Below are 17,771 nucleotides of genomic sequence, written 5' to 3' on the forward strand. Positions count from 1 at the left end.
CGGCGGCGGTCCGCCCTGCGGACGCCCCGGTGGCGGCCCGGAAGGTCCAGGGCCCTGCCCCCCGACTGGAGGCTCTGCACGCTCATTGGCCATGGCCGCGAATTGTCTCGGTTGATCGCCCCGGAGCAAAACCCCCACCCCCGGTCAACCCTGGTGGTCCGCACCACAATCCACCGGAACAGCCCTGCTGACCTGCACGAACGTCCCGGATATCAACTTGTGCGCGATTTGCGGGCCATGCTCGGGTGGAACCCGCGCCGCTGGACCGGTGTGTGCGGCGGTCCAGCGGCGCGGGAGCCTTCAGCGGGTTTCGGTGACCTTGCGCAGGCCCGCCGGGTTGTCCGGGTCGTGACCGCGGGCGGTCGCCAGCTCCCGCGCCAGGCGTTGCAGCGGCAGGACCTCCAGGACCGGGGACAGCTCCTCCGGCACGTCCGGGATGCGCAGCCCGGCGTCCGCGCCGGGACCGATCCGCAGGATGTCCGCGCCCTGCGCGGCGAGCCGGGCCAGCGGTTCCGCCATCGCCGCACCGCCCGGGCCGGATCCCCGCACCGCCAGCACGGCCGTCTCCGGTCCGACGGCCGCGATCGGACCGTGCAGGAGATCCGCACCGCTGTAGGAGCGGGTGACCAGGTAGCTGGTCTCGGCGAGCTTCAGCGCGGCTTCCTGCGCGGTCGCCAGCGAGTACCCGCGGGCCGTGGTGATCACCCGGTCCGCGAAGCGCAGCCGGTGCGCGGCTTCGACGACCCGCTTCGCGTTGCCGTCCAGGCTGGTCCGCGCGAGCTCGCCGATGCGGTCCGGCGACACCGGGGCGACCCCGCGAACCGCCGTGAACAGCAGGTTCAGCGCGAGCAGCGTCGCCGAGTACGTCTTGGTCGCCGCGACCGCGCGCTCCCGGCCGGCACCGATGTCCAAGCTGTGGCGTGCGACGGTTCCGAGCGGCGAATCCGGCGTGTTCGTCACCGCGACCGTGAACGCCCCGCGCCGGGCCGCCTGTTCCGTCACCTCCACGAGGTCCGGGGATCCGCCGCTCTGGCTGACCGCGATCAGCGCGACGTCGGTGAGGTCCGGTTCGGCGCCGTACAGCGTGGTGGTCGACGGCGACACCAGACCGGCCGGCAGCCCGAGCAGCACCTCCACCAGGTACTTGCCGTACAGCGCCGCGTTGTCGCTGGAGCCGCGCGCCGCGAACAGCACGAACTTCGGCCGGGCGCGCACGAGCTGCTCGGCGACCGCCCGGAACTCCCCGGCGCTGCGCGCCAGGTCGGCCAGCACCCGCGGCTGCTCGGCGATCTCCGCGGCCATCCAGGTGCCGGGCCCTGCTTCCGTCGTGGTCATGTCGTTCCTCTCGCGAAGTCCGGGATCCCGAGCAGGCGCGCGGCGTTGCCGCCGAAGATCGCGCGCAGGTCCGCTTCCGGCATGCCCATCTCGTGGCACACCCGCAGCTGGTCGGCCAGGTACCGGTAGCAGTAGCCGCGCGGGAACCAGGAGGAGTCGCTGCCGAAGACGATGCGCTCGGGTCCGATCGTCTCGTAGCAGCGCCGGAACAGGTCCTCGAGCGTGAGCTTGTAGGGCATCCAGCGCACCCACTGGTTCGACCCGGAGGTGTCCACCAGGACGTTCGGGCAGGCCCAGCACAGGAACAGCACCTGCTGGACGTGCTGCACGCCGAAGTGCGGGATCACGAACGGGATGCCGGGGAACCGCTTGGCGACCGGTTCCAGCCACGCGGGTTCGATGTGGGCGTTGTGCGCGACGCCGCCGCTGGACCCGCAGTGCCCGAAGTGGATCAGCACGGGGATGCCGCGGTCGGCGGCCACCCGCCACACCGGGTCGGCGGCCGGGTCGTCGATGCGGTGCGGCAGCAGCGGAGCGAACAGCTTCAGCCCGCGCAGCCCGTGCTCGTCGATCGCCCTGGCCAGCTTCTCGGCGGCGTCGGGGGCGGTGAGGTCGCGCAGGTTCGCCATGCCGGAGAACCGGTCCGGGGCGCGTTGGACCAGTTCAGCGACCTGTTCGTCGCCGCAGCCGGTCACGAACACCGCGTGCGCGATGCCGTGCTGGTCGAGCTCGGCCAGCCACAGATCGGCCTCGTCCTGCCAGGTCCGGTCGGGGTCCGGCTGCGGGTCCGGGAAGTCCCAGGCCCGGCGCCAGCGCCGCGACTGCTCGGCCACCTGCTCGGTGCGGCGGCGCTGCGCCTGCTCGTCGTGGTCGGCACAGCTGAACTGGCCGCCGGAGAGGTCCCGGGTGGCCGGGTCCTGCTCGATGCGGAAGTGCAGGTGGAAGTCGAGAACCGAAACTGTTCCGCCTCCCCGCGAATCACAGCGGTGGTCCTGTCCGGGAGTGATCTCGCGTGGCACGGTTTCTTGTGGCTGGGTTGCGTCACGGTCCCCTGAGGTGCCGTTGATCAGGGCTGGAGTTGGCACAGCGCCGGTCATGGCTGTCCCGCCTCCCCGCGAATCACGGTGGTCCTGTCCGGGAGTGATCTCGCGTTTCTGGCTGCTCATGCCATCACGTCCTCCGGGGTGAAAGCGCGGTCGTGCGAGGGTCGGACGATCACGGTCGCGGCGACGCGCACCGCGTAGTCGGCGGCCTCGGCGAGGTCCGCGCCGTCGGCGAGCCGGTGCAGCAGGCCCGCGTTGAACGCGTCCCCGGCACCGGTCGAGTCGCACACCTGCACTTCGGGCGCCGGGTGCGTGGTGGGTTCCCGTCCTGGCTGCGCGACGAGAGCTCCGAGCGCGCCGCGCTTGACCACGACGGTCGCACCGGTCTTGTCGGCGATGCTCCGGGCCGCTTCCTCATCGGTGCAGTCGTCTCCGTGCAGGGCGCGGAGTTCGTCCTCGTTGGGCAAGAAGACGTCGACCTCGCGCAGCAGCTGGAGCACCTCGTCGCGGGTGGTCTCCGACCAGCCCGCCGGGTCCCAACCGGTGTCCAGCGCGGTGCGCGCTCCAGCCCGCCGCGCCCGGGCCAGCAGGCCGCGCGCGGACTCGCCGCGCAGGGCCGGGAGCAGGAAGTACCCGGACAGCAGCACGAACTGCGCGGACAGCGATTCGGCCGGCACGGATTCCGCGTCGAGCTCGGACATCGCCCCGAGCGCCGACAAGAACGACCGGTCCCGGCCCGGCGCCTCGGCCGCGACGGTCACGCCGGTGGGCTCGTCCTCAGCGCGGACCAGGTCGAGGCGCAGCCCGGGGAGGTCGAGCTGTTCGGTGAGCAGCCGGGCGGTGCCGTCGTCGCCGACGCGCCCGGCCAGCACCGTCGACCTGCCGAGCTGTGCCAGCACGATGGCGGTGTTGGCGGCCGAGCCGCCGGGGCGCAGGACGATCGAGGGCACGATCTGCTCGGTGCCGGGCGGCGGGAGTTCCGCCGCACCGGCGACCAGCACGTCGAGGTTGACGTTGCCGACGACCGTGATCCGGTCGCCGGGAGCAGGCTGGTTCACCCGCAGCCCCCGGCCAGCACACCGTCGACCGCAGCGTCCAGCTTGGCCGCGGCTTCGCTGAGAACCGCGCGACGGGCGGCGAATTCACCGGCCAGCGAGCGCGCCCGGCCCAGCGCCAGCTCCGCCGTGCGCCGAACGGCCGCCGCACCGGGACCACCCACCTGCGGGCGGTCGAGCACGAGCTCCGGCTTGAGCCCGGCGGCGAGCGCGGCCTCGACGACCGAGTCGTCCACCTCGCCCAGCCCGGCCTCCGCGATCGCCGCGGCGACCACCGAGCTCGTCCACTCCGCAGGCGGTGCCTGCCGGACGAGCGCGCCGACCACGGAATGCGCGCCGCGCCAGGGGATTCCGGCACCGGCCAGCGCTTCGGCGATGGCGGTGGTGGTCGCACCGGTGGCCACCACCTGCTCCGGCGACGGCGGGTCCTGCGGGCGCAGCTCCTCGATCAGCCCGCCCATCATGGTCAGGAACCGCACCGAGCGGTCCCCCGCCCGCCACAGGTGTTCCTGCACATCGGTGGTCGCGTTGTTGGAGTCCTCGTACCAGGCGGCGCCGACGTTGTTCATCGTCGCGGCCAGGTCGGCCGCCGCCGCGCCCGCCATCGAGCACATGTGCTCCAGCACCACCGGGTTCTTCTTCTGCGGCATGATGCTCGAGCCCTGGCAGTAGGCGTCCGGCGTGGCGATCCAGCCGAAGGTCATCCAGTCCAGCATGGTGCGGGCCATCCGGGCACCGGTCGCGAGGATCCGCGCCTGCACGGCCGCGGTGCGCATCAGGTGCTCCGCCCCGGCCACCGCCTCGTAGCTGGAGGTGAAGCTCTCCCGGAAGCCGAGCAGTTCGCCCAGCCGCTCCGGTTCGATCGGCAGGTCCGTCCCGGCGAAGGCGCAGGAGCCGAGCGGGTTGACGTCGAGCTCGTCGTAGACCGACAGCAGCTCGTCGGCCTGGCTCAGCAGCGCCTCGGAGTAACCGGCGAGCACGTGCCCGAGCGTGGTCGGCTGCGCCGGCCGGCGGTGGGTGAACCCGGTGATCAGCACCTCCGCGCACCGGTCAGCCTGCACAGCAGCGGCCTCTGCGGCAGCGCAGGCCTGACGCGCCTGGTCGAGGACGTTGTCCCGCAGCACCATGCGGAACACCCCGGCGTCGAGGTCGTTGCGGGACCGGGCCAGCTGAACGTCCAATTCGGACTTCTTGATCCCGGCCGCCGCTGCGAGCCGCTGTTCGACCAGGTAGTAGACGTCCTCGACGCTGCCGTCGAAGACGAACCGGTCGTCCTCGGCCGCGAGCAGTTCGCGCAGCCCGCCCAGCAGCTGCCGGGCGCGCTCGGCAGGCAGCAGGCCCTGCTCGGCGAGCATCACCACGTGCGCGAGGCTGGCCGTCAGCATCGGCCGGTACAGCTGCGGCGCGGACTTCTCGAAGGCGACCCGGAGGTGGTTCTGCCAGTAGGCGGACAGGTTTTCCGGAGGCTGCATGTCAAGAACTCTTTCCACTGTGGATTGAGGCGGGCTCACGCGGTGGGCACGACCGCCGGGGCGGCCGCGGAACGCTTCTGGCGCGGCCCCTGGCCGAGCCGGTTGGACACCGCCAGGACGATCAGGATCAGCACGATCTGCAGTGCGCCGTAGGCGGCAGCGGTGCCGAATTCCGAGGAGTAGATCCGGTTGTAGATCTCCACCGACATCGGCGGCAGACCCGGCGGGTAGATCACCACGGACGCGACGTACTCGCCCACGCCGTCGACGAAGGCCAGCAGCGCACCGGCGAGGACACCCCGCATGACCAGCGGCAACGTGATGGTGCGCAGGACTCTCATCGGACCTGCGCCGAGGTTTCGCGCGGCTTCCTCCAGCGTCGGGTCGAGCTGGTCCAGGGAGGCGCTGGTCGAGCGGAACACCAGCGGCACGAACCGGACGAAGTAGGCGACCGGCAGGATCCACAGCGTGCCGACCAGCGTCAGGCCGAGGTTGCCGACGCCGGGCTCGTTGAACGCGGTCACCAGGTTCACGCCGATGACGGTGCCGGGCAGCGCCCACGGCAGCATGATGACCACGTCCAGCAGGCCCTTGCCCGGCTTGCGCCACCGGGCCACGACCCACGCGGCCGCCGCACCGACGACGATCGCGAACGCGGTGGCCAGCAAGCTGGTCTGCACGCTCACCGAGATCGGCAGCAGGCTCTGCGGCTCGGAGAAGATCTCCAGGTAGTTGTCCAGCGTGTACTCGGACGGCAGCACCTGCGTCGTCCACGCGCCGTCCACCGAGAACGACACCAGCACGATCACCAGCACCGGCGCGAGCAGCACCACCGTCAGCAGCAGGCTGCCCAGCGCGGCGGCGAACTTCGCCGCGGCCGAGGCCGGTGCGCGCCGCGCGCTCGGAGTGCCCTTCGAGAGACTGCGGTGCACGCGACGTCCCTGGTACCAGCGCATGCTCAGCAGGAACACGATCGACACCACGGACAGCGCGGTCGACTGGGCGGCGGCGAGCGCGGCGTTTCCGGAGGTGCGCGCGGAGACGATCTCCATCGTCAGCGTCTGCACGTTGTACAGCTGTGGAGCGGTGAACGACGCCATCGACATCATGAACGTCAGCAGCGCACCGGAGACCAGCGCCGGGGTGAGCATCGGCAGCAGCACCGTCCGCCACACCCGGATCCGGCCGGCGCCGAGGTTGGTCGCGGCCTCTTCGAGCGACCCGTCCATCCCGGCCAGCGCGGCCGAGACCGACAGGTAGAAGTACGGGTACATGGTGAAGGCGTGCACCAGGACGACACCAGCGAGCCCGCCGACCGAGGTGCTGGCCGGGTCGATGCCGAGCAGCACGGCGAGAGTGCGCGGCAGGATCCCGGTTTCGCTGTAGAGCAGCACGAACGACACCGCACCGATCAGCGGCGGTAGCGCCATCGGCAGCACAGCGAACACCGAGAGCGCGCGGCGGCCGGGGAAGTCGAAGCGGTGCAGCAGCACTGCGAGCAGCGTGCCGAGCACACCGCAGAAGAAGACCGAGAGCAGCGAGCTCACCAGCGACAGCAGCAGCGCTTGCCCGGAACTGCCGCCGAACAGGCTGCCGTAGTTGGTCGCGAAACCGTTGCCGCCGGCGGAGGTGATGGCCGTCGTCGCCATCGGGATGACGACGAGGAACAGCAGCACCAGCACGACCGGGACGGCCAGCACGTAGACGAACCGGTCGCCGTCGGAGGCCGGGAGCTTGCGGCGCCGGGACTTCGGGGTCACCGCCGGGGCGCTCATGGCCGCACCAGCCAGGCGTGGTCGGCGTCCGGGCGCAGGCCGACGTCGTCGCCGGGTCGCGGCAGGCCGGGCCGGTCCGGCACCGCCACCGACAGCTCCAGTTCTCCGGCCCGCAGCTCGAACTGGCAGGTCGCGCCGGTGAACTCCACCGCGCGCACGACGGCGTCGAAGCCGCCCTGCCCGGGTTCGGTGAGCTCGAAGTGCTCGGGCCGGACGGACACCGCGACCCGCTCCCCGGTCTTGGCCTGCTCGGCGCCACCGGTGGCGAGCTTCGCGCCGGATCCGGCCAGCTCCACCACCGCCCGGTCGCCGGAGACCTCCACGACCTCGGCGTCCAGGACGTTGCTGCCGCCGATGAACTTGGCGACGAAAGCGGTCGCGGGCTGGTGGTAGACCTCGCGCGGGGTGCCGACCTGGTGCAGCTTCCCGGATTCCAGCACGGCGATCCGGTCGCTCATCGCCATCGCCTCGGCCTGGTCGTGCGTGACGTAGACGCTGGTGATCCCGGCTTCCCGCTGCGCGCGCCGGATCTCGACCCGGGTCTCCTCGCGCAGCTTGGCGTCCAAATTGGACAGCGGCTCGTCGAGCAGCAGCACCGACGGCGAGATGACCAGCGCGCGGGCCAGCGCGACGCGCTGCTGCTGACCGCCGGAGAGCTGGTCGATGCGCCGGTCCGCGTAGCCCTCGAGGCCGACCGCGGCGAGCGCGGCGGTGACCCGCTCGGCGCGCTCGGCCTTGGCGACCTTGCGGGTCACCAGACCGTAGGCGACGTTCTGCGCGACGTCGTAGTGCGGGAACAGCGCGTAGTTCTGGAACACCATGCCGGTGCCGCGCTTGTTCGGCGGGGTGGCCGTGATGTCGCGGTCGCCGAAGAGGATTCGGCCGCTGGTGGGCGTGACGAACCCGGCGATCATGCGCAGCGTGGTGGACTTGCCGCAGCCGGACGGGCCCAGGAGCGTGAAGAACTCACCGGACTCGATCGTCACGTCGATGTCGTGCACGACCGGAGCGGCCGAGCCGTAGCTCTTGCCGACGCGGTCGAGGCGAACGGGGATCATGCTGGTCGCTCCGTGCTCTGCCCGCACACCGGCGGGGCGACTAGGTGCTGGAAGTTCTCGGGCGCGGTGGGGTGCCAGTTCCAGGAAGAACCGGCACCCCGCACCGGCGCTGCTAGTTCCGGTTCTTGATCTGGTCCGTCCAGTAGGAAATCCACTCGGATTCCTTGCTGCCCGCCAACTCCCAGTCGACCGGCATCTCCTTCAGGCCCAGCGGGGCGAGCCAGCTCGGCTCACCGGCGCCTTCGACGGTCGGGATCTGGAAGTACTCCTCGCCCAGCTTCTTCTGCTCGTCGACGCTCAGCAGGAAGTCGAGGAACTTGTCGGCGGCGGCCGCGTTCGGGCCGTCCTTGACCTTGGCCACGCCGTCGATCAGCTGCGGCACACCGGAAGTCGTGGCGACCGGCTTGAACGGGGCGCCGCTCTTCTTCTGCTGCAGCATGACGTCCTGCAGGTTCCAGACGCTGATCGGCGCTTCCTGCCGCTGGATCCGCAGGTAGAGGTCGGTCGGGTTGGCCGCGTAGATCTTGGTGTTGGCGTCCAGCTTGCGCAGCCAGTCGTAGCCCGGCTCGGGGTTGTCCGGCGTGCTGTTGCGGCTGATCATCGCCGAGTAGATGCTGCGCATCGTGCCGGAGGCGGCGACGTCGCGGACCGCGATCTTGTCCTTGTACTCCGGCTTGATCAGGTCGTCCCAGTCCTTCGGGGCCTGCTCCGGGGTCAGCATCTGGTCGTTGTAGAAGACGACCTCGGCGAGCACCATCTCGCCGACCCAGCGGCCTTCCGCGTCGCGGTAGCGCTCGGGGATCCGATCGCGCACCTGGTCGGGCACGGGCGCGAGCACACCGTCGTTGGCGGCCTGGCTGAGCTGCTGCTGCGAGCCGCCCCACCAGACGTCGGCCTGCGGGTGGCCGCGCTCGGCGGAGATCCGCTCGGCGGCTTCCTGCGCGCCGAGCGTCAGGATCCGGACCTTGCCCTTGTACTCGGGGTTGGCCTCCTCGAAGTCCTTGACCACGGACTCGGCGAGTTCCTTGTCGCGGGCGGTGTAGATGGTCAGGCCGTCGTCGCCGCCGGCGGCGTTGAGACCGCACCCGGTCAGGCCGGCGAACAACGCCATACCGGTGATGAGGGACAGGATTCTGCGCATGGCTACCCTTCGCGCACGGGCTGCGCGGTGTTCGCAGCCGGGGGGATCAGAGATGGCGAAACCGCGCCGATGTGCAGCGCGCGCGGACCGAGCTCGGCGAACACGACCTCGGGTGCCGACGGAGCGGCCGAGCCGACGAGCGCGGCCAGTTCGGCCAACCCGTCCGGACCGAGTTCGGTGGCTGCTCCGGCGAAGACCACGCGTGCCGGGTTCACCACGCACGCGCAGACGATGGCTGCGTAGGCCCACGCCTCGATGACCTGCCTGCGCAGCTCGGCGACGGCAGGCTCACCGGCCCGAGCGGCCAGCTCGGCGACCGGGGCGTCATCGGCCCGACCGTCCAGTTCGGACAGTGCCTGCCGGATGCCGGGAACGCTCCACCGCCGCTCGAACTCGCCGCGCCCGCCGCTGTGCGGCGTGGGCGGCAAACCCGCTGGCAGGAAGCCGATCTCCCCGGCGAACCCGGCGGCTCCGCGGCAGAGCGCCCCGCCGCTGACGATCGCGGCACCGATGCCGTAACCGACGTAGATCAGCACGAGGTCGTCCACGTCGGCGGCGGCGCCGCGTTCGCGCTCCCCAAGCGCGATCAGGTTGACGTCGTTGGAGATCTGCACGGGCAACCCGACCCGTTCGGCCAACGCCTCGGTGAGCGATCGCCCGCCCAACGACTCCAAGACCGGCGAGAGCGCCACGGCCCCTTCTGCGGTGGCAACACCGGGGAGCGAGAACACGACGCGGCTCGGACGCGGCTTCGGATGCATCCGAAGTGCCTGGTGGACGACGTCGCTCAGCCCGTCCAGCGGCGCACCCGGATCCACCGCGAGGCTGTACGCCCCGAGCAGCTCCCCGGCGAGGTCGACCACCGAAACGCGCGCCTGCTCCCCCTCGAGGGACACGGCGACCAGCGATTCGGCGGACGGGTTGAACTCCAGCATCCGCGGCCGACGCCCCCCGGAGGAGTCCCCGGCCCCGACCTCGATGACGTGCCCGGACCCCATCAGCTCGCGAACGATCTCGGTCAACGACGACGGTCGGTAACCGGTCAACCCGGCGAGCTCGGTGCGCGAAACGGGCCCGTGCTCGCGCAGAGCGGCGAGCACGGCATCGGTGCGGATGCGCCGCAGAGCCTCGTTCCCAGTGGGCGCAGAACGGTCGCTGACCTCGGACATGCGCTACTTTATACGCCATCCGAAGTAAGTTTCCAATACCTTTCCCCACCGAAAATCCCGCCACCCCAACCACTTCCAACAGGAACCGAACGAACACTCGGCGTGTCGGTCACGATTCAGCACTGCCCCGGCGACTGGCACCGGACGCGGCCACGAACGCGCCGACACCAAGAGCCAACCGCGACTGGCTCCCCTGGCCATCGCCCGAGAAACGCAAATTCAATGGAAATCAGACGTCCAATTTCCATTGAAATCGCACAAGTTCTCCACAGGCCGGACGACCTGTCCACACCCTCCGGCGTGTCGGGCGCCGGACACGCCGTGGGACCACAGTTTCAATTGAAACTGTAGATCTGCGGAGCCAGCCCGGGCCGCCGGGCAGGAGGGCGCGAATCAGGGGACGACGCGGGTCCGGTCAGTCCTCGCGAGGGGTGATGAGGGCTGCTGCGATTCTGGGGAAGATTTCGGTGAACAGGGTGCTCAGGTTGGGGTCGCTGTTGCTGAAGACCGCTCGTTCCAGTTCTGCGTCGTAGATCGCGATCAGGGCCCTCACGGCGTCTCGGGTGTCGACCTCTGGGCGCATGCCCAGTTCGTCCAGGGCGTGCTGCATCAGCTCCGCGACCGCTTCGGTGACCTGGACCAGGTACTCGCCCGCTCGCATGCGCAGTTCCGGGTTCCGGAGGGCGTGCGCGCGGAATTCGGTCAGCAGCAGGTACCAGGTCTTGTCGGCGACCAGGGATTCCGCGCAGGCCGCACCGATCTCGAGGATCGATTGGTGCACCGAGCGCTCTTCGCCGGTGGGGGCTACCGCCTTCTCGATGATCTCCCGTGTCTGGTCGATGCGGGCGGCCATCTCCTCCTCGTAGACCGCCAGGAAGAGGTCTTCCTTCGTCGCGAAGTTGGAGTAGAAGGCGCCGCGGCTGAAGCCTGCTGCCTCGCAGATCAGCTCCACCGGCGCGTCTCGGATGCTGTGCTCGAGGAACACCTCCCGGGCAGCGGAGATCAGCCGTCGACGGGTTTCCGCGCGTCGTCGGGTTTCGCGTCGTTGCGGCTGGTCGGTCATGACCTTGAGTCTCCCGCTCGGTGTTTCGCCTCACAATTTCCCGCGCGAGGTGGCCTCGCGGGGTCCCGGGAAACATACAGTGTGCATTGAATACATCGTGTATCGCATGCACCGCGTATCGCATGCGCCGTGTATCGATCCTCGCTGCGGGAGTGTTCCGGTTGTCGTCTTCGCTGTACCGACTCGGGCGGGCCGTGGTCCGCGCCAGGACTTGGGTGCTGGTCGCGTGGCTGGCGCTGCTCGCCGTGCTGGGCGGCGGCGCGTTCTTCCTGCAGAAGGGGATGGAGACCAGCCTCGAGATCCCCGGCGCTGAATCGCAGGAGGCGCTGGACCACCTCAACAACGTCTTCCCGCAGATGACGGGCTCGCGGGCGCAGCTGGTGTTCACCGTGCCGCCGGGCGAGCAGGTCGACTCGCCGGAGGTGCGGCACGCCTTCGAGGGGCTCATCGACCGCGTTTCCGGCTGGGACGGCGTGGGCGCGGTGATGAGTCCGCTGGACGACCTGGTGAAGAACCAGGTCTCCGCGGACCGCAGCACCGGTCTGATCAACATGCAGTTCGACTTCCCGCCGCTGGACTTCCCCGAGCAGGTCAAGAACGACCTGCTCGGCGAGGCCCACGCGCTGGAGCAGCAGCTCGGCGAGGGCGCTTCGGTGCACATCGGCGGCGACATCTTCGCCAACGCGATGCCCGAGATGGGCGCCACCGAAGCGGTCGGCGTGGTCGTCGCGCTGCTGGTGCTGATGCTGCTGCTGCGCTCGCTGATCGCCGCGGTGATGCCGCTGGTCACCGCGCTCGTCGGCGTCGGCGTGTCGATGACGATCGTGCTGCTGGCGACCGCGTTCACCGAGGTCTCGTCGGCCGCGCCGATGCTCGGCGTGATGCTGGGCCTGGCCGTGGGCATCGACTACTCGCTTTTCATCGTGTCCCGGCACCGCGAACAGCTCGCCGACGGCGTCGACGTCGACGAGTCCATCGCGCGGTCCGTGGCCACCGCCGGTTCGGCCGTCATCTTCGCCGGCGTCACGGTGATCATCGCGCTGCTGGCGCTGGCGGTCCCCGGCATCACGTTCCTGACCACGATGGGCGTGCTGGCCGGTGTCGCGATCGCGATCGGCGTCGCGGTGGCGCTCACGATCATCCCGGCGCTGCTGAGCTTCGCCGGTGAACGGCTGCGGCCGGTCAAGGTCCGGCGCCGTCGCGCCGCCAAGCCGCGTCGCGAGCGCCGCTCGTTCGCGCTGACCTGGGTGCGGGCCGCGACCAAGGCGCCGCTGCTGACGATCGTCCTGGTCGTTACCGGGCTCGGCGTGTGCGCGCTGCCGATGGCCGACCTGAAGCTGTCCGTGCCCGACGCGAGCGCGCAGGCCGTCGGAACCCCGGCGCGGGACACCTACGACCACATCGCCGAGAAGTTCGGTCCCGGCTTCAACAGCCCGCTGATGATCACCACCGACATCATCGGCACCAAGGACCCGCTCGGGCAGGTCAACGGCATCGCCGACGAGATCCGCGCGATGCCGGGCGTGGCCGCGGTGCCGATGGCCACGCCGAACCCGACCATCGACACCGGCATCATCCAGGTCATCCCGACCACCGGCGGCGAAGCCGACGAGACCGCCGACCTGGTGCACCGGCTGAGGGCGATGAGCCCGCACTTCGCCGAGAAGTACGGCGCGGGCATCGCGGTGACCGGCGTGACCGCCATCGGCATCGACCTGTCCGAGAAGCTCTTCGACGCGCTGCTGCCGTTCGCGGTGATCGTGGTCGGCCTGACGCTGGTGCTGCTGGCGATGGTGTTCCGCTCGGTGTGGGTGCCGGTCAAGGCCGCGCTCGGCTACCTGCTGTCGGTCGGCGCGACGTTCGGCGCGATCGCGTTCGTGTTCAACCAGGGGCACCTGGCCGGACCACTGAACATCGCGCACGTCGGCGGGGTCATCAGCTTCATGCCGATCCTGCTGATGGCGATCCTGTTCGGGCTGGCCATGGACTACGAGGTCTTCCTGGTCTCCCGGATGCGCGAGGAGTACAGCCACCACGGCGACGCGAAGCGGGCCATCGAGGCCGGTTTCACCAACGTCGCGCCGGTGGTGGTGGCCGCCGCGGTCATCATGATCTCGGTGTTCGCCGCGTTCGTCCCGCACGGCGACGCCAACATCAAGCCCATCGCGCTCGGCCTGGCGGTCGGCGTGTTCGTGGACGCGTTCCTGGTGCGGATGACGCTGGTGCCCGCGGTGATGGCGCTGCTCGGCGACAAGGCCTGGTGGCTGCCGCGCTGGCTGGCCCGGCGGCTGCCCGCGCTGGACGTGGAGGGCGAGGCGCTGCAGCACGAGCTGCGGCTGGCCGAGTGGCCGGGCAACGACGAGGTGGTCAGCGCCCGCGACGTGAGCATCCACGACGACCGCGGCGACCAGGTCCTCGGCGGCGTGCGGATCGGCCTGCGGCCCGGCGGGGTGCTCGCGGTGGAGGGCGACGAGGCGTCCGCGCTGCTGCACGCGCTCGGCGGCCGGGTCCGGACCGTGCGGGGTGATCTCCGGGTGGCCGGGCTGCTGTTGCCGCAGCGGGCGCGGGCCGTGCGCTCGCGGACCGCGCTGGTGCAGTGCCGGGACTCCGCTGAACCTGCCGCCGAAGTCCGGCAGGCGGTGGCCGAAGGCGTGCGGCTGGTGCTGCTCGACGACGTCGACGCGATCTCCTCCGCCGACCAGCGCCGCCAGCTGGCCGGCCTGCTCCGGAATTCGTCCACTTCGGACGGATCGCCGGTGAGCTTCGTCGTGACCTTCCAGAACGCGGGCCTGGTCTCCGACCTGCTGCCGGACCACCGGGTCGACGTTCTGCGGCTTTCCGCGCGGCCGGACGTGTTGTCGGGCCGCCTCCAGGAGGTTTGAGGGCAATGGTGAACCCGTTCACGCACGCCACCCGGCGCGCCGGCGGATCGGTCGGCCGCCTCACCTGGATCGGGCTCGCCCTGGTCCCGGTGCTCGTCGTCGGCGTGCTGGCCTGGGCCTTCTGGGCGCCGATGAGCCAGCACGGCGCCGCCAAGGTCGCGGTGGTCAACAGCGACGAGCCGACCACGATCAACGGCCAGCTGGCCCCGCTGGGCCGGGAGATGGCCGCGAAGCTGGTCAACAGCACCGATTCCGGCTACGTCTGGCAGATGACCTCCGCCGAGGAGGCGTCGGAAGGCCTGGCCGACGGCCGGTACGCGGCGGCGGTGACCATCCCCGCGGAGTTCTCCCGCAACACCGCGTCGGCGATGACCGGCAAGCCGATGGACGCCACCCGCGCCGGGATCTCCGTGGACACCTCGCCGGTCGCGGCTCCCGCTGACGCGGCGGCGGTGGAAGCCGCTGCGCGGCAGAGCGTTTCGGTGTTCAACCAGCAGATCCTGGAGATGCTGCTCGACGGGTTCTACGGCGGGTTCTCCGAGATGCACGGCCAGCTCGGCACCGCCGTCGACGGCGCGCGGCAGCTGGCGGACGGCAGCGGGCAGCTCGCGGACGGCACCAAGCAGCTGGCGGGCGGTGTCGGTCAGTTAGCCGGTGGCGTCGACGAGTTGGCCGGCGGTGTGCCGCAGCTGGCCCACGGCGGCGCGCAGCTCGCCGATGGTGCGCAGCAGCTCTCCGGTGGCCTGAACGAGCTGCACCAGCAGGTTTCGCAGATGCCCGCGCAGACCCGGCAGCTGGCCGACGGCGCGGAGCAGGTCGCGGCGGGCAACCGCCAGATGGCGAACCAGTTCGTCCCGCTCGCCGACAAGATCCTGGCCGCGACCGACCAGATCCCCGACTCCCCCAAGCTCGACGGCCTCGCCGAGCTCGCCGCGCAGTGCCCGGTCGAAGGCCTGACGACGGACTTCTGCACCCGCCTGCGCGCGGACGTCGACAAGGTCAACCAGCGCGAGGGCGCGCTGGACGGCATCAAGGACAAGATCCAGCAGCCGGTGAAGCAGGCCCGGGACGGTTTCGAAGGCCTCGCCTACGGTTCCGAGCAGGTCGCCAAGGGCACCCGGATGCTCGCCGACAACTCGGGCCAGCTGGTCTCCGGCATCGGCCAGCTCGCCGACGGCGGTACCCAGCTCAGCAGCGGTGCGCAGCAGCTGTCCGGTGGGCTGAACCAGCTCAACGGCGGAGTTCAAGAGCTCAACGGCGGCGTCAAGGAACTCGACGGCGGCGTGGGCCAGCTGGTCTCCGGCGCCGAGCAGGTCGCCGACGGCAACCGGCAGTTCGCCGACAAGATCGCCCCGGCCGTCGACCAGCTGCCCAACTACACCGACGAGGAGCGCGCCCATCTCAAGACGGTGGCGTCCAGCCCGGCCGCGTTGCAGTCCGACCTGCCCGGCTTCGGCAAGTCGCTGATCGCCCTGCTGATCGCGATCGCGTTCTGGACGGCGGCGCTGGGCATCTACGCCGTGACCAGGGCGGTCCCGGCCGACGCGGCGAGCTCCCGCCGCTCGACCTGGCGCCTGGTGCTCTCCTCGCTGCTCCCCGGCGTGCTGATCGCGGCGATCGGCGCGGTCGTGGTCAGCGCGGCGCTGGCCCCGTTCCTGGACCTGTCCTTCGGCTCCTGGGCGGCTTTCGCCGGAGTGACGCTCCTGGCGGCCCTGGCGTTCGTGGCGCTCAACCAAGCCCTGACCGCCTTGTTCGGCAACCCCGGCCGGATCGTGTCGATCGCGGTCCTGGTGTTGGCGGCAGCGACCGGAGTGGTCTCCACGATCCCGGGCACTCTCCAGACGATCAGCGCGATCCTCCCGACCCACGGAGCGGTCCACGCCCTCTCAGCGATCGTCACCGGCTCCGGCGGAGCCATCAGCGGAGCGCTCCAACTCGCGGCCTGGCTGGTCGCAGGCCTCCTGATCACCGTGCTGGCAACGGACCGGTCCCGTGTCCTCCCGGCCAAACAGCTCCGCCGCCGCCCCACTCCCCCGGTCTGGTAGCGATCTTCACCTTATGGTGTGGTGCTGGGGGGTCGTGAGTGCGTAACAGTGTTCGAACACTGTTACGCACTCACGACCGTCATTCGGACGCTGAGCGCAGGTTGCGGACTTCGGGGACGGTGAGGACGGCTGCGGTTGCGACGACGATGCTCGCCGCGATGATCAGCAGGGCGGACTCGTCGCCGACGCTGGTCGCGACGGGACCGATCAGGGCTGCGCCGATGGGCATCGCGAGGAAGGATCCCAGCGCGTCGTAGGAGTACACGCGCGCCAGCCGGTCCTCGGGGATGTTCTGCTGCAGCGCGGTTTCCCAGGCCACCGCGAACTGCTCGATCGCGATCCCGCTGATGAACATCGCCACCAGCAGCAACCAGAGCACGGGCGAGACGGCGAGCACCACCAACGGGATCGCGTCCAGCACCACGACCGCGCACCCGAACAGCAAGGCGCGCTCCGGCGACCACCGAGCCGCGATCAGGCCGCCGCACAGCGCGCCGACCATCTGCACGGCCAGCACCAGTCCCCACGCGCCTCGCCCGACGGTGTCCTCCGCGATCTTCGGCCCCAGCACGTTGATCCCGCCGACGACCGCGGCGTTGACCACCAGGAACTGGAGCACCACCGCCCACACCCACCGCCGCGAGCGGAACTCCCGCCAGCCTTCCCGCAGTTCGGCCCGGACCGAAGCTCCGCGTTCAGCGACCGCCGGAACCCGGATCCCCGCGAAACAGGCGGCTGCGACGGCGAAAGCCGCGGCGTCCACCGCGAGTCCCCACCCCGGGCTCGTCACGGCGATCAGCAGTCCACCGGCCGAGGTTCCCGCGATCATGGCGCTGGTCGTGCCCATCCGGGCCAGCGCGTTCGCGGGACGCAGCACGTCGGCGGGCACCGTCTGCGGGATCAGCGCGGAGGACGCCGGCAAAGCAGCCGCTGCAGCCGCGCCGTTGACCACGCTGAGCAGGGCCAGCAGCGGCACCGTCGCGAATCCCTGCAGCACCGCGACTGCGACCAGACCCTGGCTGCCCGCGGCCAGCAGGCTCGCCCCAGTGAGGACGTGCTGCCGGGGAAACCGGTCCGCGAGCACCCCGCCGAACAGCAGGAGCAGCACGTTGGCCGCGGACCGGCAGGCCACGATCAGCCCGATCTCGGCAACCGACCCCAGCCCGTCGAGCACCGCGAACGCCAACGCCACCGGTGCGATCGCGTTCCCCAGGTAGACGATCGTCCGGCCAGCGACCAGGTAGCGAAAACTGGGATGCCGCAATGGTTCGAGCACAACGGGCAGCAAAGCAGACCCAGCGCCCGCACCTGGACATATGACTCGAAACCGTCAGGAGATCCCGTGGGCCCGCTTGTACTCCAACAGGTAGGCGAGCTTGCCAGCGTGGCGCTGCATCTCGGCCCAGAATTCGTCCGGCGAGAGCGCGCTGAGGTTCGCCACCACCCGCAACCGGACGTGCATGTTCTGACCGCCATCGGGCGTTTCCGCGAAGCTGGTCAGGGTGTGGTGCCCGTCGGTGAGGTACGGCTCCCCGCCAGGTCCGATCACCGCGGTCTTCACCGCCGCAGTGCTGTCCGAGGTCTCCTCGCCGCGCGGCAGCTCGCAGGTGAACGATCCCGGGTCGTCCAGCCGGGCGCCGGGCTCGACCGAGACCGCAGGCGGGATTTGCAGTTTCAATTGAAACTGCAGATCCCACCCACGACGGATCACAGTTTCAATTGAAACTGCGGAA

13 protein-coding genes are annotated in these 17,771 nt (G+C 70.6%); 2 read left to right on the top strand and 11 right to left on the bottom strand.

Translation table 11 applies throughout. The features are described 5' to 3' along the window. Positions 1–300: 300 nt before the first annotated feature. The 9 genes from OU415_RS17995 to OU415_RS18035 all read right to left on the bottom strand — a co-directional run bounded on the left by OU415_RS17995 (position 301) and on the right by OU415_RS18035 (position 11,111). Complete coding sequence (locus OU415_RS17995; RefSeq protein ID WP_270950018.1) at positions 301–1,335, bottom strand: SIS domain-containing protein; 1,035 nt, start codon at positions 1,333–1,335, stop codon at positions 301–303. Then, entirely contained in the window at positions 1,332–2,354 is a 1,023-nt protein-coding gene (locus OU415_RS18000; RefSeq protein ID WP_270950019.1) for an amidohydrolase family protein, read from the bottom strand. The genes OU415_RS17995 and OU415_RS18000 overlap by 4 nt, the downstream gene beginning before the upstream one ends. Positions 2,355–2,497: 143 nt before the next feature. Further along, on the bottom strand, positions 2,498–3,436 hold the full coding sequence (locus OU415_RS18005; RefSeq protein WP_270950020.1) for a carbohydrate kinase family protein: 939 nt from the start codon (positions 3,434–3,436) through the stop codon (positions 2,498–2,500). Continuing rightward, positions 3,433–4,905 carry a lyase family protein gene (locus OU415_RS18010; protein WP_270950021.1) on the bottom strand — a complete coding sequence of 491 codons (1,473 nt, stop codon included), beginning with the start codon at positions 4,903–4,905 and terminating at the stop codon, positions 3,433–3,435. Before OU415_RS18010 ends, OU415_RS18005 begins: the two co-directional genes overlap by 4 nt. A 35-nt stretch (positions 4,906–4,940) precedes the next feature. Next, the gene (locus OU415_RS18015; RefSeq protein ID WP_270950022.1) at positions 4,941–6,680 is read right to left on the bottom strand and encodes an ABC transporter permease; all 1,740 of its coding nucleotides are present in this window, start codon (positions 6,678–6,680) and stop codon (positions 4,941–4,943) included. Further along, the gene (locus tag OU415_RS18020; protein WP_270950023.1) at positions 6,677–7,738 is read right to left on the bottom strand and encodes an ABC transporter ATP-binding protein; all 1,062 of its coding nucleotides are present in this window, start codon (positions 7,736–7,738) and stop codon (positions 6,677–6,679) included. The genes OU415_RS18015 and OU415_RS18020 overlap by 4 nt, the downstream gene beginning before the upstream one ends. A 112-nt stretch (positions 7,739–7,850) precedes the next feature. Next, positions 7,851–8,879, bottom strand: coding sequence for an extracellular solute-binding protein (locus OU415_RS18025; protein ID WP_270950024.1), 1,029 nt, complete (start codon positions 8,877–8,879; stop codon positions 7,851–7,853). A gap of 2 nt (positions 8,880–8,881) precedes the next feature. Next, on the bottom strand, positions 8,882–10,048 hold the full coding sequence (locus OU415_RS18030) for an ROK family transcriptional regulator (RefSeq protein ID WP_270950025.1): 1,167 nt from the start codon (positions 10,046–10,048) through the stop codon (positions 8,882–8,884). Positions 10,049–10,463: 415 nt separating this feature from the next. Beyond that, positions 10,464–11,111, bottom strand: coding sequence for a TetR/AcrR family transcriptional regulator (locus OU415_RS18035; RefSeq protein ID WP_270950026.1), 648 nt, complete (start codon positions 11,109–11,111; stop codon positions 10,464–10,466). Between the two features lie 161 nt (positions 11,112–11,272). Here OU415_RS18035 and OU415_RS18040 point away from each other — a divergent pair, with 161 nt between their 5' ends. Together OU415_RS18040 and OU415_RS18045 are read left to right on the top strand one after the other, a co-directional pair. Continuing rightward, positions 11,273–13,993, top strand: a complete 2,721-nt coding sequence (locus OU415_RS18040; RefSeq protein ID WP_270950027.1) for an MMPL family transporter — start codon at positions 11,273–11,275, stop codon at positions 13,991–13,993. A 5-nt stretch (positions 13,994–13,998) separates the two neighbouring features. Next, a complete protein-coding gene (locus OU415_RS18045; RefSeq protein ID WP_270950028.1) occupies positions 13,999–16,038 on the top strand; it encodes a YhgE/Pip family protein in 2,040 nt (679 codons plus the stop codon). 79 nt (positions 16,039–16,117) lie between these two features. Here the strand turns inward: OU415_RS18045 and OU415_RS18050 are convergent, their stop codons facing one another. Together OU415_RS18050 and OU415_RS18055 are read right to left on the bottom strand one after the other, a co-directional pair. Further along, the gene (locus OU415_RS18050; protein WP_270950029.1) at positions 16,118–17,314 is read right to left on the bottom strand and encodes an MFS transporter; all 1,197 of its coding nucleotides are present in this window, start codon (positions 17,312–17,314) and stop codon (positions 16,118–16,120) included. Positions 17,315–17,368: 54 nt separating this feature from the next. Beyond that, on the bottom strand, positions 17,369–17,716 hold the full coding sequence (locus OU415_RS18055; protein ID WP_270950030.1) for a ParB/Srx family N-terminal domain-containing protein: 348 nt from the start codon (positions 17,714–17,716) through the stop codon (positions 17,369–17,371). Between the last annotated feature and the right edge of the window lie 55 nt (positions 17,717–17,771).

This window comes from Saccharopolyspora oryzae (genome assembly GCF_027853915.1).
In the GTDB taxonomy this organism is placed as follows: Bacteria; Actinomycetota; Actinomycetes; order Mycobacteriales; family Pseudonocardiaceae; genus Saccharopolyspora; species Saccharopolyspora oryzae.

What these genes read in the sequence shown, in the direction of transcription:
- OU415_RS18015 (WP_270950022.1), bottom strand. Translation starts at nt 6,680, where the DNA reads ATGAGCGCCCCGGCGGTGACCCCGAAGTCCCGGCGCCGCAAGCTCCCG.
- OU415_RS18025 (WP_270950024.1), bottom strand. Translation starts at nt 8,879, where the DNA reads ATGCGCAGAATCCTGTCCCTCATCACCGGTATGGCGTTGTTCGCCGGC.
- OU415_RS17995 (WP_270950018.1), bottom strand. Translation starts at nt 1,335, where the DNA reads ATGACCACGACGGAAGCAGGGCCCGGCACCTGGATGGCCGCGGAGATC.
- OU415_RS18045 (WP_270950028.1), top strand. Translation starts at nt 13,999, where the DNA reads ATGGTGAACCCGTTCACGCACGCCACCCGGCGCGCCGGCGGATCGGTC.
- OU415_RS18020 (WP_270950023.1), bottom strand. Translation starts at nt 7,738, where the DNA reads ATGATCCCCGTTCGCCTCGACCGCGTCGGCAAGAGCTACGGCTCGGCC.
- OU415_RS18030 (WP_270950025.1), bottom strand. Translation starts at nt 10,048, where the DNA reads ATGTCCGAGGTCAGCGACCGTTCTGCGCCCACTGGGAACGAGGCTCTG.
- OU415_RS18035 (WP_270950026.1), bottom strand. Translation starts at nt 11,111, where the DNA reads ATGACCGACCAGCCGCAACGACGCGAAACCCGACGACGCGCGGAAACC.
- OU415_RS18010 (WP_270950021.1), bottom strand. Translation starts at nt 4,905, where the DNA reads ATGCAGCCTCCGGAAAACCTGTCCGCCTACTGGCAGAACCACCTCCGG.